The 22,233-nt window shown below is 60.1% G+C and carries 19 protein-coding genes; 3 read left to right on the top strand and 16 right to left on the bottom strand.

Annotated features, from left to right (window positions below):
• Nucleotides 1-35 precede the first annotated feature (35 nt).
• Complete coding sequence (locus tag BW956_RS12930; RefSeq protein ID WP_076463083.1) at nt 36-1,136, top strand: efflux RND transporter periplasmic adaptor subunit; 1,101 nt, start codon at nt 36-38, stop codon at nt 1,134-1,136.
• Complete coding sequence (locus BW956_RS12925; RefSeq protein WP_076463082.1) at nt 1,133-4,216, top strand: efflux RND transporter permease subunit; 3,084 nt, start codon at nt 1,133-1,135, stop codon at nt 4,214-4,216. Before BW956_RS12930 ends, BW956_RS12925 begins: the two co-directional genes overlap by 4 nt.
• On the opposite strand, the gene BW956_RS12920 is transcribed toward BW956_RS12925, so the two are convergent.
• The 8 genes from BW956_RS12920 to BW956_RS12885 all read right to left on the bottom strand — a co-directional run bounded on the left by BW956_RS12920 (nt 4,217) and on the right by BW956_RS12885 (nt 14,137).
• Nucleotides 4,217-6,802, bottom strand: a complete 2,586-nt coding sequence (locus BW956_RS12920; RefSeq protein ID WP_244894367.1) for an EAL domain-containing protein — start codon at nt 6,800-6,802, stop codon at nt 4,217-4,219.
• Between the two features lie 95 nt (nt 6,803-6,897).
• The gene (locus BW956_RS12915; protein ID WP_076463189.1) at nt 6,898-8,184 is read right to left on the bottom strand and encodes a sensor domain-containing diguanylate cyclase; all 1,287 of its coding nucleotides are present in this window, start codon (nt 8,182-8,184) and stop codon (nt 6,898-6,900) included.
• A gap of 32 nt (nt 8,185-8,216) precedes the next feature.
• Nucleotides 8,217-10,115, bottom strand: a complete 1,899-nt coding sequence (locus BW956_RS12910; protein ID WP_076463081.1) for a sensor domain-containing diguanylate cyclase — start codon at nt 10,113-10,115, stop codon at nt 8,217-8,219.
• Nucleotides 10,116-10,226: 111 nt separating this feature from the next.
• Nucleotides 10,227-10,964 carry an adenosylcobinamide-GDP ribazoletransferase gene (gene cobS, locus BW956_RS12905; protein ID WP_217695126.1) on the bottom strand — a complete coding sequence of 246 codons (738 nt, stop codon included), beginning with the start codon at nt 10,962-10,964 and terminating at the stop codon, nt 10,227-10,229.
• Nucleotides 10,961-11,515, bottom strand: coding sequence for a histidine phosphatase family protein (locus BW956_RS12900; RefSeq protein ID WP_010324867.1), 555 nt, complete (start codon nt 11,513-11,515; stop codon nt 10,961-10,963). The genes cobS and BW956_RS12900 overlap by 4 nt, the downstream gene beginning before the upstream one ends.
• On the bottom strand, nt 11,512-12,549 hold the full coding sequence (gene cobT / locus BW956_RS12895) for a nicotinate-nucleotide--dimethylbenzimidazole phosphoribosyltransferase (RefSeq protein WP_076463080.1): 1,038 nt from the start codon (nt 12,547-12,549) through the stop codon (nt 11,512-11,514). Before cobT ends, BW956_RS12900 begins: the two co-directional genes overlap by 4 nt.
• Nucleotides 12,546-13,073 carry a bifunctional adenosylcobinamide kinase/adenosylcobinamide-phosphate guanylyltransferase gene (gene cobU, locus BW956_RS12890; protein WP_076463079.1) on the bottom strand — a complete coding sequence of 176 codons (528 nt, stop codon included), beginning with the start codon at nt 13,071-13,073 and terminating at the stop codon, nt 12,546-12,548. Before cobU ends, cobT begins: the two co-directional genes overlap by 4 nt.
• 77 nt (nt 13,074-13,150) lie before the next feature.
• Entirely contained in the window at nt 13,151-14,137 is a 987-nt protein-coding gene (locus BW956_RS12885) for a patatin-like phospholipase family protein (RefSeq protein ID WP_076463078.1), read from the bottom strand.
• A gap of 223 nt (nt 14,138-14,360) precedes the next feature.
• Here BW956_RS12885 and BW956_RS12880 point away from each other — a divergent pair, with 223 nt between their 5' ends.
• The gene (locus BW956_RS12880; protein ID WP_076463077.1) at nt 14,361-14,924 is read left to right on the top strand and encodes a tetratricopeptide repeat protein; all 564 of its coding nucleotides are present in this window, start codon (nt 14,361-14,363) and stop codon (nt 14,922-14,924) included.
• 10 nt (nt 14,925-14,934) lie between these two features.
• On the opposite strand, the gene BW956_RS12875 is transcribed toward BW956_RS12880, so the two are convergent.
• From BW956_RS12875 to cbiB, 8 genes are all read right to left on the bottom strand, one after another.
• Nucleotides 14,935-15,495, bottom strand: coding sequence for an LOG family protein (locus tag BW956_RS12875; RefSeq protein ID WP_076463076.1), 561 nt, complete (start codon nt 15,493-15,495; stop codon nt 14,935-14,937).
• 119 nt (nt 15,496-15,614) lie between these two features.
• The gene (bluB, locus tag BW956_RS12870; RefSeq protein ID WP_010324873.1) at nt 15,615-16,271 is read right to left on the bottom strand and encodes a 5,6-dimethylbenzimidazole synthase; all 657 of its coding nucleotides are present in this window, start codon (nt 16,269-16,271) and stop codon (nt 15,615-15,617) included.
• A gap of 18 nt (nt 16,272-16,289) precedes the next feature.
• Nucleotides 16,290-17,021: an ABC transporter ATP-binding protein gene (locus BW956_RS12865; RefSeq protein ID WP_010324874.1), complete on the bottom strand. Its 732-nt coding sequence runs from the start codon at nt 17,019-17,021 to the stop codon at nt 16,290-16,292.
• Complete coding sequence (locus BW956_RS12860; RefSeq protein ID WP_010324875.1) at nt 17,012-17,986, bottom strand: FecCD family ABC transporter permease; 975 nt, start codon at nt 17,984-17,986, stop codon at nt 17,012-17,014. The genes BW956_RS12865 and BW956_RS12860 overlap by 10 nt, the downstream gene beginning before the upstream one ends.
• The gene (locus tag BW956_RS12855; protein WP_076463075.1) at nt 17,983-18,819 is read right to left on the bottom strand and encodes an ABC transporter substrate-binding protein; all 837 of its coding nucleotides are present in this window, start codon (nt 18,817-18,819) and stop codon (nt 17,983-17,985) included. The genes BW956_RS12860 and BW956_RS12855 overlap by 4 nt, the downstream gene beginning before the upstream one ends.
• Nucleotides 18,819-20,306, bottom strand: coding sequence for a cobyric acid synthase (locus BW956_RS12850; protein ID WP_076463074.1), 1,488 nt, complete (start codon nt 20,304-20,306; stop codon nt 18,819-18,821). The genes BW956_RS12855 and BW956_RS12850 overlap by 1 nt, the downstream gene beginning before the upstream one ends.
• A complete protein-coding gene (cobD, locus tag BW956_RS12845; protein WP_175612013.1) occupies nt 20,303-21,331 on the bottom strand; it encodes a threonine-phosphate decarboxylase CobD in 1,029 nt (342 codons plus the stop codon). The genes BW956_RS12850 and cobD overlap by 4 nt, the downstream gene beginning before the upstream one ends.
• Nucleotides 21,328-22,227: an adenosylcobinamide-phosphate synthase CbiB gene (gene cbiB, locus BW956_RS12840; protein ID WP_076463072.1), complete on the bottom strand. Its 900-nt coding sequence runs from the start codon at nt 22,225-22,227 to the stop codon at nt 21,328-21,330. Before cbiB ends, cobD begins: the two co-directional genes overlap by 4 nt.
• Nucleotides 22,228-22,233: the final 6 nt, after the last annotated feature.

Here is a 22,233-nt window from a genome sequence, read left to right as displayed (position 1 = left end):
ACAGGTCTAGTTACAATTATAGCCGGAATACAACCATGAAGATGCCCGCATCGATCAACCTTTTTGTTTTACTCAGCAGTTTGCTGCTGTTGAGCGGCTGCCAGGAAGCAGAGGAAACGGCTGCAACCGCACGACCTCTGGCCGTCAGCACCCAGGCACTGGAGCCCAGCCCCGGATTTGAATTGATTCATACCTACGCCGGCCGTGTCGAAGCGGCACAGAATTCCGCACTGGGATTCGAGACCCGCGGCAAGCTGAAAACGATCGCGGTCGATAGCGGTGACTACGTCAAAGCCGGCCAGCAGCTGGCCTGGCTCGACACCCAGTTGCTGGATACCGAAGTGCAGCGACTCAAGGCGCAGCAGCAGGAAACACAGGCCCGCTTGCGACTGGCACGCACCAGCCTGGAACGACTGGGCGCACTGGAACAGCGCGGCTATGCCTCCACCCAGAACCGGGATGAGCTGGAAGCGGAAGTCGATGCTCTCAAGGCCGCCATGGCCGTGATCAGCAGCAACCTGGCGCGTAACCGCCTGCAGCAGGAAAAAGCCGTGCTGATCGCCCCCTTTGATGCCCGTGTCGGCCAGCGCCTGGCCGATGAAGGCATGGTGCTGTCTGCGGGGCAGCCGGTGCTGCAGTTGCTCAGTGAATCCGGCACCGAGTTCACCATCGGCCTGCCACCCGAGCAGGCAACGCGTTTGCAAACCGGGCAGACCTATACCCTGGAAGCAGGCAAACGCACCCTCAGCGTTGACCTGATTCAGGTGGGGGCCGAACTGGCTCCCATGAGCCGTACCCTTCAGGCCCGTTTCCGGCCAACAGAGCCACTTAACCTGCCCCAGGGCACACTGGTGCGGTTACAACTGCCCGAATACCGCCCGGAATCCGGCTATTGGGTGCCCATCAGTGCCCTGACCGACAGCGTGCGCGGCCTCTGGCAGGTCTACGTCGTCAGTGACAGTAATCAGGTCGAGGCACGGGATGTGCGCATTCTGCACAGTACCGAAGAAAGTGCCTACATCAGCGGTGCACTGGGCCAGGGAGAGCAACTGCTGAACCGGGGTCTGCACCGCGTTGTGCCCGGCCAGGCGGTTGAAGCACTGCAGGAAGTGGCCGCTGGAGGCGCACAGCAATGATGGCACAGCTTCTATTCAACGGACGCCTGCTGGCCCTGATGGTCGCCTTGCTGATCGTGGCCGGAACGGCTGCCTTACACAGCCTGCCCCGCCAGGAAGATCCTCGTGTACTGGCCCGTATGGCCACGGTCATGACACAACTGCCCGGCGCCAGTGCCGAGCGTGTTGAAGCACAGCTGTCGGAACCGATCGAAAACAGCCTGCGCGAACTGGCCGAGATCAAGGAGATCTCCTCCACCTCCCGGCTGGGTATCTCCATCGTCAGCATTGAACTGCAGGACAGGGTTACCGATGTGCAGAGCGTCTGGTCTCGCGCCCGCGATCTGTTGAATGATGTTGCCCCGGAACTGCCCAGTGGCAGCTCGATTCCCTATCTGGAAGACAAGCGAGGCTACGCTTTCACGCTGCTGGTCGGGCTCAACTGGCGTGGCCAGGAGCCGGCTGATCTGGCCACGCTGACCCGCTACGCCGATGAGTTTGAAAGTCGCATGCGTGCCCTGCCCGGCACCGACTATGTGGACCGCTATGGCGAGCAGGAAGAAGAGATTCAGGTCGATGTAGATCTGGAACAGGCCGGCTCCCGTGGTCTCAGCCTGCCCGCCATTGCCGCTACCATCGGTGCAGCGGACGGCCGTATTTCGGCCGGTGAGCTGAGCAATGATCGTACCCAACTGCAGGTGGAACTCAGCGGTGCGCTGGACAGCCTGGAACGCATTCGTCGTATCCCTCTGCAAACCGATGAACAAGGGAATATCAGCCGTGTGGGCGACCTGGCCCAGGTACGTATGGGTGTGCATGACCCGGCCCGAGAAGAAGCCTGGATCGATGGTCGTCAGGGAATTGTCGTCGGTATTCGCATGCTGCCGCACCTGCGTGTCGACCAATGGACCGAGCAGGCAAGGGCACAGATCGAGCGCTTCAGCGCCAGTGTCCCCGCCAATATCGAAACGCGCATTCTGTTCGATCAAAGCGGCTACACCGAGGTGCGCCTGAGCGAACTGGTCCTCAATATAGGCCAGGGGTTTGTGCTCATCCTGCTGGTGCTGCTGGTGACACTGGGGGTGCGAGCCGCACTGATCACCGCCCTGGCGCTGCCCCTGACCACCCTGTTTACCCTCGCCTGCATGAATTTCTACGGTTTGCCGATTCATCAGATGTCCGTCACCGGCCTGGTGGTCGCGCTGGGCATCATGATCGACAACGCCATTGTCATGGTGGACAGCATCCAGCATCGGCGCCAGCAGGGCGAATCCGCCCGCCAAGCCGTGCTTAACTCGGTACGTCACTTTTGGCTGCCACTGTTGGGCTCCACCCTGACTACCATTCTGGCATTCATGCCGATCGTACTGATGCCGGGGCCGGCGGGCGAGTTCGTCGGGGGTATTGCCATCAGCGTTATCTTTGCGCTGCTGGGGTCCTGGCTGCTGTCTCATAGTCTGATCGCGGCACTGGCAGGGCGTTACCTCAAACCCGGCACCCGTGGTGATGACCACTGGTACCGCACCGGTTTACACCTGCCGCGCCTGAGCCGGGGCTTCAACGCTACGCAACGCTGGGCGCTCGCACACCCCTGGGCCACTCTGCTGCTGACGCTGGCGTTACCGATTACGGGCTTCTGGAGTGCCGGACAGCTGACCGAGCAGTTTTTCCCGCCTTCCGACCGTGACATGTTCCATATCGAGCTGCACCTGCCACCTCAGGCCAGCCTGGCCGAGACGCGCCGCGTGAGCCAGGAAGCCGATGCAATCCTGCGCCAGCATCCCGAGATACAGCAGACTGCCTGGTTCATGGGCACCAGCGCCCCGCCCTTTTACTACAACATGATGCCGCTCAATGAGGGCAAGCCCAATTACGCCCAGGCGATGGTGACCAGTGACCACTTCACCAGTGCCAACCGCCTGATACCGGAACTGCAGGCGCAGATGGATCGCAGCCTGCCTGACGCCCAGGTGCTGGTACGTCGACTCGATCAGGGCCCTCCTTTCAATGCACCGGTTGAAATGCGCATCTATGGCCCGTCACTGGAACGGCTACGCGAACTGGGCGACGAGGCACGCCGCATTCTTGCGGCCGTCCCCGATGTAATGCACACCCGTTCGACGCTGCAGCCGGGTACGCCCCAGGTGCGTTTGAGCGTTGATGAAGACAGTGCTCGTCTGGCCGGGCTGGCCTTGCAGGACATTGCCGGACAGTTGCGTAGTGCGCTGCAGGGCATTAAAGCCGGTGAAGTCCTGCAAAGCACCGAAACCCTGCCGGTGCGAGTGCGCGTGGACGCCGAACGGCGCAACGCGCCGGATGCACTGGCACAGCTGCACCTGAGCACGCCGGCAGCCGGTAATATCCCGCTGGGCGCCCTGGCTGAGGTGCGTCTGGAATCGGCTCATGGTGCCATTCCGCGCCGGGATGGCGAGCGGGTCAATGTCATTGAGGGCTATCCGGCCTTCGGCGTGCTGCCGGGGCAGGTACTGGCTGACTACACCCAGGCTCTGGAAGCGGAAGGTTTCCAGCTGCCGGCAGGCTATCGTCTGGAAGTGGGCGGGGAAGCGTCCAAGCGGGACAGCGCCGTGGGCAACCTGCTGGCCAACGTGGGCATTATTGTGGTGCTGCTGGTGGCGGTCGTGGTGCTGTCGTTCAACTCCTTCCGCATCAGTCTGGTGATCTTCGCCACCGCGATTCAGGCAGCCGGCCTTGGCCTGCTTACGGTTTGGCTGTTTGGCTACCCGTTCGGTTTCACCGTGATCATCGCCTTGCTGGGCCTGATGGGGCTGGCGATCAACGCCGCCATCGTTATCCTCGCCGAGCTCAAGGCCAGCAGTGCCGCCTGCCGGGGCGACGAGAACGCCATTCAGAGCGCTGTGGCCAGCTGTACCCGTCATATCAGCTCCACCACCATTACTACCATCGGTGGTTTCATGCCCCTTATTCTGGCCGGTGGCGGCTTCTGGCCTCCTTTCGCGGTGGCCATTGCCGGTGGCACCCTGATGACCACCCTGCTGTCGTTCTATTTCGTGCCTACCCTGTTCAAGGTGCTGGCCCGGAAGCGTAACTTCCTGGTTCAGGCGGCTCCTGTAGCCGCCTGATCAGAGAGTGCCACTTTCAACGACCTGCTCCGCCAGCCGGGCTTCCAGCTCGGCGGGCGGCAGGGGCTTGCTGAAGTAATAGCCCTGATATTCATAACACCCCATGGCAGCCAGGGCATCGCAGTGCTCACGGGTTTCCACCCCCTCGGCCAGCACCGTTAAGTCCATGCTTTGGCCCAGAGCCACCACGGTTTTGACGATGGCTGCATCATTACTGTCCGACAGCAGATCCCGCACAAAGCCCTGATCGATTTTCAGTTTGTCCAGCGGCAGCTGCTTGAGGAAGATCAGCGATGAATAGCCGGTACCAAAGTCATCCAGCGAGAAGCGCACGCCCCTCAGGCGCAACCGGCGCATCTTGTCGATGGTCTGCTCCACATCCTTGACCAGCATGCTCTCCGTCACTTCCAGCTCCAGCGTATTGGCACTGGCGCCAGTCCGATCCAGCACGGCACAGACACGCTCGGCAAAGTCCGCTGTATGAATCTGGCGGGCACTGATATTAACCGCCACAGGCACCCCGTTCAGCTGAGAGTGCTGCTGCCAGTGGACCAGCTGCTGACAGGCCTGCTCCAGCAACTGATCACCCAAAGGCACGATCAGGCCCGTTTCCTCGGCAACGGGAATAAAGTCGGCCGGAGAAATAAGCCCTTTTTCCGGATGGCGCCAGCGCACCAGCGCTTCCAGTCCCAGCAACTGCTGCTGACGGTCATATTGGGGCTGATACCAGAGTTCAAACTGGCCCTGTTCCATGCCGACACGAATACCGGCTTCCAGCTCGGCACGGTGTTGCACCTGCGCCTGCATGGAGGGGTCAAAAAAGCGGAAGCAATTACTGCCGGCACTTTTGGCATCGTTCATGGCCAGCTCGGCACAGCGCAGCAGCCCTTCGGCATCTTCATGCAGGTCAGAAAAGAGACTGATACCGATACTGCCGCCACATCGATGACGCTGCGCCTTGAGAATAAAAGGTTCTGCCAGTGCCTGAAGAGTGGCCTGGGCCAACTGCTGCAGCTCATTCATGGCCTGTTCGCGGGTCGCCTCAAGCCCTTCGACCAGGAGCACAAACTCGTCCCCTCCCAGCCGCGCCAGCGTAAAGCGCTCGTTGACACGGTCCGTCAGTCGCGCCGCTACCTGGCGCAGGAGTTCATCCCCGGCAGCGTACCCCTGGGCATCATTCAGGTCACGGAAGTGATCAAGGTCGATAAACAGGACCGCTCCGTCCTGCTTGCGATCCTCGGCCTGTTGCTTGGCACCCGCCAATTCCTGCAACAGACGCTGCCGATTGGGCAGGTGGGTAACGGAGTCATACCAGGCCAGCTGATGGATACGCTCCTGCTGACGGTAGGTCTCGGTAATATCGGTAGACACGCCACACAGGCCCCAGATACGGCCGTCAGCCAGTTTCAGGGGCACGCGCACCGACAGAAAGGTACGAGTTTCCTGCGACCCCGGTAGCCTGACAACTTCTTCACAGACACTCCGTTCACCGCTGAGCAGCACCGCCCTGTCTGCTGAATGAATTTTTTCGACCTCTTCTGCTGAAAATAGATCAGCATCCGTTCGCCCAAGAAGCCCGGCCTCGGTCTGTCCCATGGTTTTACAGAAAAAGGGGTTCACGTAGGTATAACGCAGCTGCACATCCTTGTTGAAGATACAGGATTCAACTCCCGCCAGTACGCCTTCCAGCTGAGCCTCCCGAGTCGCCAGTATATGCGTACGGCTGCGTACCTGGATGCGCAACAAAAAGACAAAGGCAACCAACATGGACAGCAATAAAACAGCCCCGGCCAGCAGCGCTTGCAGCCAGCGCGGCAGCTCTGCCGCCTGCCCTGCCTCGCCCCAATGGCTGAGAATATCGTGATAAACCGAACGTTTGTCTTCTCGCCAGACACCGAGCCAATGGTCGATGCGACTCAACAATTCTGCATTTTGTGCCAAGGGGGTAGCGAAGAAGAGGCGGCTGGGCTGGAAGATCAGCGCCGTACCCTCAAGCCCATAGTCGGGTGCAAAGTAGTCGCCAAAAAAATGGTTGCTGAAGGCCACATCGGCCTCGCCCTGCTGCACGGCAGCAAACGCCTTGGGGTAGCTGTCGACTTGAACAAATATCGGCTTCACCTCGAAGCCTTCGGCCAAACCGCGCAGATAGCTCAGCTGAACAGAGCCGGCCAGCAACGCCACTCGCTTGCCATCCAGATCCAGCGGCGACTCGATCTCGGTATCAGCATAAGCTCGGGACCAGCTGTTCAGGGCAGGAATGTCGTGAAAGCCAAGCCAGCCTTCGCGTTCGGGCGTACGCGCCACATCCGGCAGCAGGTCGATTTGCCCTTCACTCAGCTGCTGCAGACAGGCTTTCCAGTTACAGGAGACAGCCTCAAGCTGCCAGTCTTCCTCATCCGCGATATGGCGCAGCAGTTCACCGAAAATTCCGGAGGGCTGTCCGTCAGGCCCCAGCAGGATCTTGGGCGGGTTTTCATACACGCCCACCCGTACCAGCCGCGTTTCGTCGGCCCGTAACTGTCCACTTGCCAGTGGTATCAGCACACAAATCAGCCCTGACATCAGGCGTTTTAGACAGGTTTTCATCGGTCCATTGGCATCCTGCAATGTGGCATCGGCAGGCGCAGATACCACACAATCATGTTAGCCGGCCTGTTTCACCTGGCTGAACCGGGAGCGCTTCACGCACTGCAAAGCTGTGACTCCCCCATTATCACGCGATTGCGACCGGCGTGTTTGGCGCGGTACAAAGCCGCATCCGCCACATGCACCAGTTCACGAATACTTTCACCATCCTGTGGATAAGCGCTGATACCGGCGCTGAAGGTCACCGCCAAGCGCCCACTGCCTTCAATATCACAGCCCTGTTCCTGCAGCGCCCGGCGCATGCTTTCAACACGTTCACAAGCCTGTTCAGGGCTCAGGCCCGGCAGCAATAGCAGAAACTCTTCTCCGCCCCAGCGAAACAACTGCTCGTCACCTTTCAGGTGGGCACTGACCAGAGCGGCCAGCTGGCAGATCACCTGGTCACCGGCCAGGTGACCATTGGCATCGTTGACCTGTTTGAAGTGATCAATATCCAGCATAACGACCGGCATTGCCAACTGTTTGTCCCGACACTGCGCCAGCTGAGCTTCAAACTGCTCATAGCCTGCGCGGCGGTTATACAATTGTGTCAGGTAGTCACGGCGGGCCTGCTCCATCAATTGAGCGGCACGCTGTTCGGCTTCGCTGATATCCAGCACCAGCCCGATCATGCGGATCGGCTCACCGGCGTTATTGCGGGCCGCTACCATGCCTCGGTCACGCACCCAGATATATTCGCCATCACGGGAGCGCAGACGGTATTTGGCTGAATAACGCGAGGTATTGCCCTTGAGGTGACCGCTCAGAGTTGCCATGACGCGGCTCTTATCCTCGGGGTGAACGGCCTCGGACCAGGTCTTGAGAGTAGGCGTGGCAATTTCCTGGGGGCCATAGCCCAGCATACGGAACCACTGAGGACTGAGGAACAGGCTGTTGTCTTCGAGGTTCCAGTCCCAGAGCCCATCACTGGATTCGTTCATCAACAGCGTGCGGATCAGGTCATTATCCAGCAGATGCTGACTGTGACGCTGGTGGCCGCTCAGGTCACGTGCCACGGAAAGGAAATAGTCCTGGCCGTCATGCTCAACCAGATCGGTCACTACTTCGACAGGAAAATCACTCCCGTCCCTGCGACGATGACGGCCAACAAAGGTAAAACTGCGCTGCTCTCGTATCACACGGGCAATATCACTCCACTGCCCGCCACTTTTGACGTCTTCGTTCAGGCTGAGCACACTCTCGCCCAGAAGCTCCGACAGCGTCATGCCCAATACAGCACAGCCTGCCTGGTTCGCATCCAGAATGCGGCCGCTCTCCGGATCAATTACATAGATGCCATCACTGCTCTGACTTAACAGGGGGCCTATCAAGTTCCGTGTCATCGCATTGTCCATTGATTAATTTGCTTGCCCACTCACATTGGGCTCCATTCGACCCTGTTGCGCCCCTGGTTTTTAGCCTGGTAAAGGGCACGGTCGGCACGGGCAATCAGGGTATCCACCTCTTCTTCACCCTGTTGCACGGCAGCGCCAATACTGACGGTAACCGGTACCTCAATGTCATCCATCAGACAGGGGCTGTACTGCACAGCCTGACGCACCCGCTCGGCCAACTGTAACAGGCCCTGAGGATCACTCTCGGCCAGCACCAGCAGAAACTCTTCGCCACCAATACGACCAAACAGGTCTTCTCGTCTGACCAGCGTGCCGATAGTTCGGCAAAAATGGATCAACACCTGGTCGCCTGCGGCATGGCCGTAGTTGTCATTCACTTGCTTGAACAGGTCAATGTCCAGCAGCATTACTCCCACCGGGCCGGTTGTATCCATCAATGACTGCATGCGTGCCAGGGTGGCGCGGCGGTTGAGCACACCGGTCAATTCATCGGTACTGGCCTGGTGCCGCAGCCGGCGTTCGCGCTCGGTGTTCTGGCTGTTGTCGCTGAATGACAGAATGGCACCACGCTCAAGCGCATTGCCGTAGGGCGTTACGGTCAAGCGTACCGTCAGAATATCGCCCTGACGGCTGCGAAACAGGCTATGTTCTGTGTGGTGACGCTGCCCGGTTCGCAAGGTCAACATGGTGGGACACTCGCCTTCATGCAGCATCTTGCCATCCGATGTCACATGAACCAGTTGATGCAGGTTGCGCCCACTCAATTCGCCTTCGGACCAGCCTAGCACACGCTCGGCTTCGGGATTCATCCAGCTGACATTTCCTTGACCGTCCACAACAATCAGGGCCTGCCCGACCTGATCAGTGATGAGCCGAAGCTGTTGTTCACTCATTTCGGTACGCTGGCGAGCATGGCTATAACGGTGGCGCCAATGCACCCAAAGCAGCACCAGCGGCAACGACACCATCGCAGAAAAGAGAAGCAGGCCAATACCGTGATCCCGGTACTGCGTATAAAGTGCATCACAGGCACGACCCGAGGCACGTTCGGCCAGTAACCAGCGAGGTGCTTGCAATTGACGTCCCTCCGCACGATACCAGCGGTAACTGTAGCAATCACCCGCATGGGTAACCTGCCCTTCTTCACTGGCTTCAATGTGCTGCCAAAGCTCCGGATTTTTCTCTGACAGGTAGGCCTCCGGGCCACCAAGAATAAATTGCCAGTCCTTGTCACCACCACCGGCGAGCCAGCCTCCCCTGGCGTTCAACAGCACCACCTCATGCGCCTCAGGCAACGCCAACTGCAGGTTCTCCAGCAGATCGGCACCATAGATGTTCAATACCACTATGCCCTGACGCTCTTTCAGATTAAATACAGGCTCGACCATGCGCAGCATCGGCTTCAGCGGCATTTCCACCTGTCCGTGCTCAAGGTTCAAATCCAGCTCGGAAAGCAGGGCCTCACCCGGTGCCAGGGACAAACCCGCTTGTACATAGTAGCGATGCTGCTTGTTCTGCAACTCCGTTTCTTCCACCAGGTAGCTGTAGCCCATGTCTCGATTGACGCGGATCTGCTCCTGGCCAGTATTATCGATAAATCTTATCTGGTCATAGTGACCGTGCAATGCAGATACAGACAGGAAAGTATGGGCAGCCAAATCAGCATGGAAATTGCTGTTTTGATTCAGATAAAGGGCGAGGGCAGGCGAGTGGACCAGCACTTCCAGGTCATGGCGACGCTGTTGGATAAAGCTGTCAAAAGCGATTTTCAGCTGCTGCATCCGGTGCTGACGGGCACGGTCCTGCAGCTCGACTTCATGTTGGTAGCCGGGCCGCAGCACCAGAAAGATGCCTGCGGCCAGCAATGCCAGCACGAGCAACACCTTCAGGGGTAACAGCCGATATCCGGGGGCTTTCACGGGCGCAACTTCTCCTGATCGACAGCAACTACGCCCGTCCCTGGACATCGATACATCATATCAGTCTACCCTTATACAGGGCTTGCCTCTAGCGCTAATCCCTACTCTGGCTTATGCCAGATTCAGTGCCGCGCTGAATAACATCAAGGTTTCCAGCAGTTCGATCTGCGCACCCAGGGTGTCACCGGTAGTGCCACCCAAACGCTGCATCATCAGCCGCCGCAGCAACCAGAACAAGGCTATGGACAACAGCAGCCCCAGCGGTTGAAGCAACAGCAGGGCCAGGCCTGCAATGGCAACAACCGTCAGAGCCTTACACGGTGACAGCTGATCAAGAAAAGGTGCGGCAATACCGTCTGCCCGCGCGTAGGGCGTGGTTACCATCAGAGCCAGAGCACCGGCCCGCCCCACCAGGGGTGCCAGCAGCAGAGGCCAGAGCAGGCTTTGCTCCAGCAAGGCATTCAGCAGGCTCCACTTGAGCAGTAATTGCAGCATTAACACCAGGGCGCCACTGGCCCCAAGATGCGGGTCTTTCATGATCCTGAGGGTGCGTTCTCGATCCCCAAGGCCACCCATCCAGCCATCACCGCTGTCGGCCAGACCATCCAGATGCAGGCCTCCGGTTAGTCCGGCCCAGAGCGCCACCAGAACGGCAGCCGCAACGGCCGTGGGCAAGCCCGCCAGCAGGTTTGCCGCCACAACCAGCACCAGGCCCAGACAGAGTCCGACCAGAGGGTAGTAGAGCGCCGCCCGTGCCTGAGTGGCAGCATCGGGCATGCCCGCCAGACGCACCGGCAACAGCGTCATGAACTGGAGTGCACAGAGAAACGCCTGCCAGTGGGCGGTCACCGTGACACGCCCTGCAAGCGGTGCAAGCTGCCGTGTTCCACCGGAAACGCCAGCATTTCGCTGACCGGCAGCCCGTTCAAAATACAGCGCAAGGCACGAATCACACCGCCATGGCAAATCAACAGGGTACGCCCCTGACGCCCCTGCTGCAGCAGTTCCACCAGATCGGTGAGACGGGCAAAGAAATCGGCCATAGGCTCAGCATTGGGCGGCGCAGAATGCCAGGGGTCGCTCCAGAAATGCCCCAACAGATCGGGTGACTGGGCATGAATCTGGGCCGCAGTAAAGCCATCCCAGTCGCCGAAATCATACTCCCGTAAACGGGGTTCCAGGCGCCAGCGATGATCACCCACCCACTCCCGGGCAAAATCGGCACAACGGCGCATGGGAGAGCTCAAGATCAAGTCATAATCATCCGGGGAACGGCCCTGCATGCTGTTCAGCATCTGTTGCCAGCCTTCCGGAGTCAATTGGGCGTCCGTTCGACCCAGAAAGCACTTGCCCGCTGTGGTTTCGCCATGGCGCAGCAGGTCGATATGCAGTGTTGTCATTCATTCTTCTCCGACACCGAGGCTTCCTCAAAGGTCGCCATCTCCGCGTGCAAGGCGCAGGCCATACGTAGTAGTGGCAAGGCGGTTGCGGCACCGCTGCCCTCACCCAGACGCAGCCCCAGGTCCAGCAGAGGGCTGGAGGGCAGGGCCTGGCGCAACACCGCGTAACCCGGCTCCGCCGAGTGATGTGCAAAAATGAGCCAGTCCGCCACACCGGGCTGAATACGGCAGGCCAGCAAGGCTGCAACCGAGCAGATGAAACCATCGACCAGCGCCGGAATGCCCTGCTGCGCACAGGTTAGATAGGCTCCCGCAAGCGCCGCGATCTCAAAGCCGCCAAGGCCTGCCAACAGCTCCAGCGGTTGGTTCGCGGTGCCCTGACGCTGCAGTGCTTGCTCGATAACCTCTGTTTTGTGGGTAATACCCTGATCATCAAGCCCGGTTCCGGGGCCTGCCAGCGTAGCTGCCGTCTGCCCGGTCAGCGCTGCAGCGAGAGCCGTGGCCGACGTGGTATTGCCGATCCCCATTTCCCCACCGATAAACAGGTCGCAGCTCAGATGCAGTACCGCCTCGCGGCCCACACCCAATGCCTGTTGTAGCTGGTCATCAGTCATCGCGGGAACGTGCAAAAGGTTGGCTGTTTGGGGGGCGATAAGACGAGATTCGACACCGGGCAGTGGTTCCAGCTCAACCACGGTGCCCAGATTCCAGACTCGCAGCTGGGCACCCAGGGCGCGAGCTGCCACACTGATCGCGGCGCCGCCACGGGCAAAGTTGCGAATCATCTCCGCCGTTACCGCCTGAGGATAGGCTGATATCCCTTCCGCTGTCACACCATGGTCAGCGGCAAAGACTGCGATGCTGACCTGCTCCAGCCGGGGGCAACTACGCCCCTGCATGCCAGCCAGACGAATGGCCAGCTGTTCCAGTTGCCCCAAGGAACCACGGGGTTTGGTCAGTTGCTGCTGACGTGCTTGAGCGGCTGCCTGTGCTTCCTGATCCAGGACTGCGGCCGGTTGCTCAACCCAGCTCATGCCGACACCTCCGGCGCAGGCCCTTTGACCGGTACCGGAATACCGGCCACCATCAGTACGACCTGATCGGCCAGTGCCGCAACCGACTGGTTGAGCCATCCCGCTTCATCACTGAACCGGCGGCTCAGCTCACCCATGGGGACGACGCCCATACCGGTTTCGTTACTGACCAGAATGATTTCGCCACGGGCATTGGATAGCGCCGCACACAACGCTTCACGCTCGGCCTGCATATCAGCCTCAGCCAATAGCTGGTTGGTGACCCAGAGTGTCAGACAGTCAATCAGCAGACAGCGATCAGGTGCCTGGTGCTGCAGGATAGTGGCAGCCAGCTGCAGGGGTTCTTCAACCGTGAGCCAGTGGGCAGGCCGTTCATCTCGATGACGGCTAATACGCGCCTGCATCTCTTCGTCATAGGCCTGAGCGGTGGCGATATAGGCCACATCTCGACCTGAGGCCTGAGCCAGCTGCTCCGCCTGTCGGCTTTTGCCGGAGCGAGCACCGCCCAAAATGAGTCGGATCACGGAAAGATCTCCATGCAGATAAAGTCTAATTGCGTGGAGGTTCAGTTTACCCTTGATCCTTGATGACAGGAACTCTGCTACAGGAACTCGGCTTCCAGGTCACAATTGCCCTTGCGACCCAAGTGAGTGCCATCCTGCTGCAGCCAGTGCTGCATGCCATCCTGCCCCAGACCGTGCAGCGCCAACAGAAAATCGCGCCGGGTATCGAGCTTGCTGCCACGATGCAGGTTATTGAGCCCTTCGCCCGGTTCCAGGCGATATACCCGCAACTGTCGAATCCGCCGGGCCAACCGGCTTTGCAGCCAGGGACGGTTTTTCATGCGCTGCTTCATGGCCGCCAGGGCACGCATTTCACGCAGGAAGGTGGTCTGAAATCCCAGCTCCGCAACCCGGTCAGCAATGCCCTGGGCGTGGGTCGGCAGTCCGCTGCTGCTGCGCGGATGCAGCAGCAACAACATCAGGTCACGGGCCTGGCAGTCAAACACCAGCGGATAGACCACCGGGTTACCGACAAAACCGCCATCCCAATAGTGTTCACCCTCAATTTCCACAGCCTGATACAACTCCGGCAAACAGGCCGAAGCCAACAGGTGGTCCGGGGTGAGTTCATGTTCACGGAACAGGCGCAGGCGACCGGACTCAACGTGGGTCGCGGCGATAAACAGCTTGAACGGCGGATTACGCCGCAAAGCGTCAAAATCGACCAGTTCTTCCAGCAGGTCACGCAGCGGATTGATATCGAAGGGATTCAGATCATAGGGCGAGAGGTGTTTGGTCATATCCCGCCACCAGAGTGACCAGTGATGGCTCATGCCACCGGGGTCCAGCGGCCCCGGCATCATCAAACCGTGCCAGAAACGGGCCAGCAGCTCCCGTGCACCCTCGGCACCCCCCTGCTGCCAGCCGGCGGCCAGCAACACCGCATTCATGGCGCCCGCACTGGTGCCACTGATACCCTCCAACTGTAATGGGCGCTGGTCCAGCAGCCGGTCCAGCATGCCCCAGGTAAATGCACCGTGTGCACCGCCTCCCTGCAGCGCCAGGTTCAATTTCATTGACTCCATAGCGGCCTCCCGCATCTTTTTGTGCACTGCACAATAATCAACAGATAGCGGTAGTCATGTCAAACAAAATGTCTATTTTTTAACCAGATATAAAACAGGGAAATAAAGCTGCACTGCACCAAAATCCCCCAGACTGCGTCACTTCTGGCGGAATCGGTACTCTGGTAGTACAGACGTGATTGATGGCCGGCTGCTAGCGTGAAAGTCAAAACGGAGCTCGATCATGCATATATTGCGACTGACACGCAGGCTGCTGCTCGGCGCCTTGCTCTTCGCCACTGTCGGCGTCCAGGCTGAGCAGACAGCCGATCAACAACGCATTGCCCGTGAAATGATTCAGGTGCTGGAAGCCTATGCCGTCTACAAAATGGGTCAGTATGAGGAAGCCTTTACCCGTTACCATGCGCTGGCCGCGAGCGGCAATCGCCAGGGCATGCTGAACCTTGCCAACATGCATGCCAACGGGCTGGGGACAGATCAGAACCTGGAACAGGCCTTTGTGTGGTACCAGCGCGGCGCCGAGGCCGGTGATGCCATCAGTATGCTGGAGCTGGCCGATGCCTACCGTGCCGGTATCGGCGTAGCAGCTGACGAGCAGCAGGCACTGTACTGGTACACACAGGCCGCCGATGCCGGTGAACCCGATGCACAATGGCAACTGGCACAACATCTTCTGGCGTCCGGCCAGAGTGAGGCGGGGATGGAATGGGCTGCAAAGGCCGCCGATCAGGGCCAGATAGAAGCGCAGCGCTACCTGCGCTCGATTCAGTCAGAAACGGTGCGCTGAAACCCCGTGATCAGGCCCACTTTTCACCGGGTGCCTGATAGTTTTTCAGTGCCGCCAGCAAGGTATCCGGCGTATCCGCCAGCTGAATCATCTCCAGGTGTGCAGATTTGATAAAGCCCTCATCCAGCATATGGCGGGCAAACTGCAACAGGGCATCGTAAAATCCGTTCAGGTTATACAGCGCACAGGGCTTGGCATGGTGCCCCAGCTGCCCCCAGGTCCAGACCTCAAACAGCTCTTCCAGTGTTCCCACACCACCGGGCAAGGCCACAAAGGCATCTGCCAACTCGGCCATGCGCGCCTTGCGAGCGTGCATGTCCGGCACCACTTCAAGCGTCGTCAGCCCTTCATGCGCCAGCTCTCGGGACTGCAGATATTCCGGGATAACACCATGTACGCGGCCTCCCGCCTCCAGCACTGCATCGGCAATAGTGCCCATCAGCCCCACATGACCACCACCGTACACCAGCTCGATACCCTGCTTTGCAAACACGGTTCCCAGCTCTTTGGCCGCCTCGACATACACCGGGTTGTTACCCGCGCTGGACCCACAGAATACGGTGATTTTCATAGCAACAGCTCTCCCAAAGCGATATGTGCAGTGTTGAATTCAGACACTCAGATGTCGTCCGGTCCATCATTGGAGCAATGCTGAACCATTTTGAATGCCAAGGCGAAAGACTAAAGGTTTCAGTCCTGCTGCGGCCAACAATTCTCCGCCATCAGTGCTTCTAACGGCTGAGCCTCGGCCCAGCCTTCCTGTTCCAGCATGGGGCGATCATAAAACGCATCTACCGGCCCAATACAGAGCACGGCGATTGCCTTGCTGCCTTCCGGCATCTGCAGCAGAGCGCCCAATGCATCAGGGTCGAACAGGGATACCCAGCCCACGCCGACACCTTCAGCACGGGCGGCCAGCCAGAGGTTTTGAATAGCGCAGGACACCGAAGCCAGGTCCATTTCGGGCAGCGTGCGACGCCCGAAGATGTGCTTTTCACGCTGATCCATCAGTGCAACCACCAGCACTTCGGCACACTTGTCCATGCCTTCCACCTTGAGGCGCAGAAACTCGGCTTCGCGCTCGTTCAGGGCATCGGCCGTTGCCTCGCGCTCCTGCTCCACCAGCCCGCGAATGCGCTGACGCAGTTGGCTGTCGGTAATGCGGATAAAGCGCCAGGGCTGCATCAAGCCTACGCTGGGCGCCTGGTGGGCGGCCTGCAGCAGGCGTTTGAGGATATCAGGATCCAGCGGCTCGCCACTGAAGTGGCGCATGTCACGGCGCTCACGAATGGCACGATACACCGCATCACGCTCGGCGGCGCTGAATTGCCAGGGGTTGGATTCCATTTCGTTCTCCTTTCAGACTCAGCGCAACACACGGATCAGCGGCTGCTCACCACTGAAGTCGACCTCGGCTTCGACCTGATAGACCTGGCGAATCGCTTCGGGTGTCAGCACCTGCTGGGGCGTACCAACAGCATGTATACGGCCCGCATCCAGCAGCACCAGCCGATCACACCAGTGGGCCGCCAGGTTGAGGTCATGAATGGACAGAATAACACTGCCCAGTTCACGGGTATGCTTGCGCAACAGTTCCAGCACCCGCTGTTGATAGTGAAGATCCAGACTGGCAAGGGGTTCGTCGGCCAGAATGATATCGGGCTGGCCTGCCAGCACACGGGCCAGCCAGACGCGCGCCTGCTCGCCACCGGACAGGTGGTCAACACGGGAGTCGAGCCATTCGATGACGCCGGTGTGCCGTGCCGCCTTCTCAATCAGACCGGCGTCTTCATCGCCCCAGGGCAAACGCCCCAATGCGATCACATCCACCACTTTCAATGCCCAGGCACTCTGGCAGCGCTGCGGCAGGAATGCGATGCGCTGAGCACGCTTGCTGGTCTCAACCCGGCTCAGCTCCTCCCCCTCCAGCTCAATGCGACCCGAGTAGGGCTGAAGTCCGGCAATGCATTCCAGCAGCGAGGATTTGCCGGCACCGTTGGGGCCGATCACACCCAACAACTCACCGGATGCCAGGCTGAGGCTGACACCTGCCAGCCGGGTATCCAGCTGCAGCTGGTCGACAGAGATCAGATCCATTTCTTACGCTCCTGCCATACCAGCCAGATAAACAGGGGCGCGCCGATCAAAGACGTAAGCACGCCCAGTTTGAGTTCACGCCCGGGCGGCATGCCACGCACCACAATATCGGCCAGGCACACCAGAATAGCCCCGGCCAATGCCGCCGGGATCAGCAGGCGATCAGGACGATTACGTACCAACGGCCGCACCAGATGGGGTACCAGCAAACCAACGAAACCGATAGCACCGGCAACCGCCACCGAGGCACCTACCAGCAGCGCTGCGCCCAAAATGATCAGACGACTGCCGCGGGTATAGGACAGCCCCATGCTCTGCGCGACCTGTTCACCCAGGCTCAGACCCAGCAGTAAACGGCGCTGGCTCCAGATCAGGCCACCGCCGATCAACAGCGCTGGCAGCAGAATAACGAGATGATCCAGTCCACGCTCGGAGACCGATCCCAGCAGCCAGAACACCAGTTCCGATAGAGCAAAGGGGTTGGGCGCGAAGTTAAGCACCGCTGCCAACAGGGCGCCGGTCAGCGTGGAGATTGCCAGCCCCGCCATGATCACCATCGCCTGGCGCGACGGCCCTGCCAGCAAAAGCATCAACGACATGGCCACACCCGCGCCGATCAGTCCTGCCAGTGCCGGCGCAGCCGCACCGGCGGCCGGTAACAGGCCGAAATAGAATACGCTGGCCGCACCCAGTGCCGCACCCTGGCTGGCCCCGGTCAGACCCGGATCGGCCAGCGGGTTACGCAACAAGCCCTGCAGCGCCGCCCCGCTCATGCCCAGTGCCGCCCCCACGGTGAGCGCCAGCAGGGTACGCGGTAAACGGATGTCGCCAATGACAATGGCGGCGGCACTGTCTGCACCTTGCAGCCATTGCCAGAGCCCTTCCAGCACCGCGATATCGGTGGAGCCCACATGCAGCGAGACCAGTGCGGTCAGGAGCATCAACAGGGTCAGTGCAGGGGTCATTGCGTCCTCTTGTCTGTTAAAGGGTCTGATAAAGAGTTTGGTAAAGCGGTGTGTGCCGTCTGTGGCAACTGCTGTCGTAGCTGCGCGATCAGATCCCAGGTCCAGGGGCCGGGGCATTGCCAGCGCCAGTTATCTGTTGTGAGCCAGCCAGCTGTTGCAATCGAGTGCTGCAAGGCCGGGTGCTCGGCAAACCGACTAGCCAGCGCCTTGGCTTCGGGATTGCTCCATAAGATGGCATCTGGCGGGTCAGTGACCACTCGCTCCAGATCCAGCCGCTCATAGCGCACACCGGTCAGGTAATTGCGCCAGCCGGCCTGGCGTATGATCTGATCCTCAAAGGTATTGGGTCCGGTGCCTATGCCGTTGGGACCCAACAGCAGCAAGCGGGGTGCATCGGGAGCAGGCGTCATGGGGTTGGGAGCCGGGTGGGCAGCATCCGGTGAACGCCCGATCAGCCCCAGCACCCGCCGCTCATAGGCCTCGATTGCATCCAGGCTGCGCGGCAAGGTCACCAGCTCTACCGGCTGTTGCAATGTTTGTAAGCGCTTACGCAACATCAGGGCGTTGTGCTGACCGACAATAACCAGATCCGGCTTAAGGCTGAACACCTGCTCCAGTGAGCCATCGTGGCTGGGCCAACCTTCCAACGGCCAGGGCAGCGGGAAACGTTTGTGCATGGGTGACAAGGCCGCGACTTGCGCGCGATCGGCGTGCAGAGCCAGCATGCGATCCATGCACAGATCGAGCGAGACAACCCGCTCGGGCCGGGCGGATACCAGACCCGATACTGCCAGCAGGCACAGCATTGCCAGTTGCCATCGCAAACGTCGCATTAGCTCCCCTGCCCCTCCTGCAGATTCAACAGATCCTGAATCGCGTCCATATCCAGGTGTTGCTCCAGCGTATCCGCGAGCCGGTTGATGCCATCCTCGCGCAGCTGGTGGTAATCGAGCATCTGAGCCTCTTTCAGACCGGCCCAACGCAGGATCAGCAGCGTCGTTTCCGGTGTTTCGAACAGGCCATGCAAGTAAGTACCCACTATCTGCTCATCATCTGAACAGGCCCCATCCGGCCCCTGTGCCAGCTCAACCAGCGCCGGGCAGGATGCATCCACCTGCGTCACACCGCAGTGAATCTCGTACCCACTGACCGGCACTGTCTCGCCCGCCAGACTAAGTTGCCCCTCTACATTGCGCAGGGCTTTGTCACCCTCCAGTGCCGTGTGAATGGGTAGCCAGCCAAGTCCGTTGCTTTCCCCTGCCTCGCCCTCAATGCCCTGGGGATCGGCAATCCGTTGGCCCAGCATCTGGTAGCCACCGCAGATACCGAGCAGTTTGCCGCCATAACGCAGATGGCGCTGCAGATAGGTATCCCAGCCCTGGGATATGAGCCAGTTCAGATCGGGCCGTACCGCCTTGGAGCCCGGCAGAATCACCAGATCCGCCGCGGGCTTGGCCTGATCCGGCCCAACAAAGTGCAGGCGTACCTGAGGGTGCAGACGCAGGGGATCAAAGTCGGTGTGGTTACTGATATGGGGCAGTACCGGCACCACCACATCCAGCACCTTGTCTGCCCGTTCGATATCGGGTTCTTCGCTGATGGCGTCCTCGGCTTCCAGGTGCAGCCCATGCAGATAGGGCAACACGCCCAGCACCGGCTTGCCGGTATGGTTTTCCAGCCAGTCCAGCCCGGACTGCAACAGGGCAATATCGCCACGAAAACGATTAATCACAAAGCCTTTTATCCGCGCCTGCTCGGTCCCGCTGAGCAACGCCAGAGTACCGACCAGGTGGGCAAATACACCGCCCTTGTCGATATCGGCGATCAGAATCACCGGGCAATCCACCCGCTCGGCAAAGCCCATGTTGGCAATATCCCGGTCACGCAGGTTGATCTCGGCCGGTGACCCGGCCCCTTCCACAATGACCGCTTCGTACTGACGGCACAGTCGCTGATGGGATTCGGCCACGGCCTGCCAGGCGACGCTTTTGTAGTCGTGGTAGGACTGCGCCTCCATGTTATCCACAGCACGCCCGTGAATGATCACCTGAGCCCCGGTATCGCTGCTTGGCTTGAGCAGTACCGGATTCATATCCACATGGGGCATCAGTCCACAGGCTTGGGCCTGCACGGCCTGGGCGCGACCTATCTCGCCGCCCTCGGCCGTGACGGCGCTGTTCAGTGCCATGTTCTGCGGCTTGAACGGTGCCACAGCGACGCCGCGTCGTTGCAATACCCGGCACAGGCCCGCCACCAGCGTACTTTTGCCGGCATCGGAGGTAGTGCCCTGCACCATCAGCGTTTTTTGTCGATCACTCATTCACGTATCTCGTTAAGTGTCTGTTGCAGCCGCTGCCACTGGGCTTCATCACCCGGCAAGCCAAACCGGAGCGCGGCCGGCTGCTCAAAACATCGAATAAGGATACCGGCTCGGGCACAAGACTGCTCGATCTGCACCGCCTGCTCGGTCACCACATAGGCAAACAGCGCCGTACTGACCACAGGCTCATTCAGATATTCGTGTAAAAGCGCGTGCAACCGTGCCTGCTGCTGGCGGAGCTGCGCGCGGGTGCGATGATGCCATTCAACATCCGCCAATGCCTGACGCGCGATGTATCGTGCCGGGTGACTGATCGCCCAGGGACCAAGTTGTCGCGCCAGTGCCTCGCGGATATCTGCTTCGGCACAGACGGCACCGACACGGATGCCTGCCAGTCCAAAAAACTTGCCCAGCGAGCGCAGCACAATCAGGCCCTCCGGCATGTCCGCCTGGATCAGACTCAGTTCCGGCGTGGCATCGATAAACGCCTCGTCGACCACCAGCCAGCCGCCGCGATATGCTAACCGGGCATGCCAATCTCTCAGTTGTTCAGGCGTAAAGCTGATCGCACTTGGATTACAGGGATTGATCAGTACCAGCACATCCAGGCTATCCAGCCGTGCTTCGATCTGCTCGGCTTCCAGCCGTTCAACCCTGTGCCCGGCCTGCTGCCAGCGAAAGGCGTGTTCGGCGTAGGCCGGATGCAGCACGCCTGTGCGCGCGACACCAGACTCGGCCCAACGCAAAGCAGGCAATGCCTGAATGGCGGCCTGTGATCCGGGTATCAACAGCAGCTCCGGGTTGCCGTAGTAGTCCGCAGCCGCCTGCTGCAGGCCGTCATCCTCTTCCGGCAAGCGGTTAAACACCTCTGCAGGCAGCGCAGGCACCGGCCAGCCGTTGGGGTTAATGCCGGTTGATAGATCCAGCCAGTGCTCGCGCGCAATGCCATAACGCGCTACCGCTCCATTGAGGCGGCCACCATGCAAGGGTGCCGTAGGGCACTCGATGTGACTATCCGATCTCATAGCCAATACCCCAGCAAGGTCGCAGCCGTAATGACAACCAGCCACAGTCCCAGGGCTTGCTCAACCAGACGCAGGGCGCGGGGCAGATCACGGGGCTGAGCGCTGGCGCCCTCCCCCAACACCGGCTTGTTGGCCCAAACACCGCGATAGCAGGTCGGACCACCCAGTTGCACGGACAACGCGCCAGCCCCGGCAGCCATCACCGGCCCCGCATTGGGGCTGTCATGCCGAGGGGCCTGGTCACGCCAGCAGCGCAGTGCCCGACGGGTATGGCCACAGAGTGCGTAACTCAAGGCAGTTAATCGCGCTGGCACCAGCCCTGCCAGATCATCCAGCCGTGCCGCTGCCCAGCCAAAGTGCAGGAAACGCTCGCTGCGATAGCCCCACATGGCATCCAGCGTGTTGATCAGCCGAAACGCCAATGCCCCCGGAGCACCGGCCACACAAAACCAGAAAATGGCGCCGAAGACGGCATCACTGCCGTTCTCCAGCACCGATTCCACCGCCGTGCGCTCCACGTCCAGTTCAGCGGCATCGCGACTGCAGATATAGGACGTCAGACGCCGCGCCTCTTCCATGTCCTTGCGCAGCAGAGCCTTGGCAATGGGGCGAATATGCTGTTTCAGGCTTTCCAGCCCCAGAGTGAACCAGAGCACCAGCACGGCAATCACGTCACCCAACACCGGAATCTGCACCAAAAGCGCGACCAGAAGGACCGGCGGTACAACCAGCAAGAGCACCAGCAGCAAGCCTGTCACACGAGAGTTTTGCCCCGAATTGAAACGCGCTTCCAGCCAGCCGGCACAGCGACCAAAGCCGATTAATGGATGCCAGCGACGGGGCTCACCCAGCCAGCGATCAATCAGAACGGCAGCGATCACCTGCAGCGCCAGCATCGGGCT

The sequence above is a fragment of the Marinobacterium stanieri genome, from assembly GCF_900155945.1.
Classification (GTDB): domain Bacteria; phylum Pseudomonadota; class Gammaproteobacteria; order Pseudomonadales; family Balneatricaceae; genus Marinobacterium; species Marinobacterium stanieri.
The sequence above is the reverse complement of the archived record's forward strand: the minus strand, read 5'-3'. Positions and strand labels throughout refer to the sequence as shown.

Excerpts from the sequence above, each read along its gene's own strand:
- BW956_RS12930 (WP_076463083.1), top strand. The coding sequence starts at position 36 with ATGAAGATGCCCGCATCGATCAACCTTTTTGTTTTACTCAGCAGTTTG.
- BW956_RS12925 (WP_076463082.1), top strand. The coding sequence starts at position 1,133 with ATGATGGCACAGCTTCTATTCAACGGACGCCTGCTGGCCCTGATGGTC.
- BW956_RS12920 (WP_244894367.1), bottom strand. The coding sequence starts at position 6,802 with ATGAAAACCTGTCTAAAACGCCTGATGTCAGGGCTGATTTGTGTGCTG.
- BW956_RS12915 (WP_076463189.1), bottom strand. The coding sequence starts at position 8,184 with ATGACACGGAACTTGATAGGCCCCCTGTTAAGTCAGAGCAGTGATGGC.
- BW956_RS12900 (WP_010324867.1), bottom strand. The coding sequence starts at position 11,515 with ATGACAACACTGCATATCGACCTGCTGCGCCATGGCGAAACCACAGCG.
- cobT (WP_076463080.1), bottom strand. The coding sequence starts at position 12,549 with ATGAGCTGGGTTGAGCAACCGGCCGCAGTCCTGGATCAGGAAGCACAG.
- BW956_RS12885 (WP_076463078.1), bottom strand. The coding sequence starts at position 14,137 with ATGGAGTCAATGAAATTGAACCTGGCGCTGCAGGGAGGCGGTGCACAC.
- BW956_RS12880 (WP_076463077.1), top strand. The coding sequence starts at position 14,361 with ATGCATATATTGCGACTGACACGCAGGCTGCTGCTCGGCGCCTTGCTC.
- BW956_RS12875 (WP_076463076.1), bottom strand. The coding sequence starts at position 15,495 with ATGAAAATCACCGTATTCTGTGGGTCCAGCGCGGGTAACAACCCGGTG.
- bluB (WP_010324873.1), bottom strand. The coding sequence starts at position 16,271 with ATGGAATCCAACCCCTGGCAATTCAGCGCCGCCGAGCGTGATGCGGTG.
- BW956_RS12865 (WP_010324874.1), bottom strand. The coding sequence starts at position 17,021 with ATGGATCTGATCTCTGTCGACCAGCTGCAGCTGGATACCCGGCTGGCA.
- BW956_RS12860 (WP_010324875.1), bottom strand. The coding sequence starts at position 17,986 with ATGACCCCTGCACTGACCCTGTTGATGCTCCTGACCGCACTGGTCTCG.
- BW956_RS12855 (WP_076463075.1), bottom strand. The coding sequence starts at position 18,819 with ATGCGACGTTTGCGATGGCAACTGGCAATGCTGTGCCTGCTGGCAGTA.
- BW956_RS12850 (WP_076463074.1), bottom strand. The coding sequence starts at position 20,306 with ATGAGTGATCGACAAAAAACGCTGATGGTGCAGGGCACTACCTCCGAT.
- cobD (WP_175612013.1), bottom strand. The coding sequence starts at position 21,331 with ATGAGATCGGATAGTCACATCGAGTGCCCTACGGCACCCTTGCATGGT.
- cbiB (WP_076463072.1), bottom strand. The coding sequence starts at position 22,227 with ATGCTGGCGCTGCAGGTGATCGCTGCCGTTCTGATTGATCGCTGGCTG.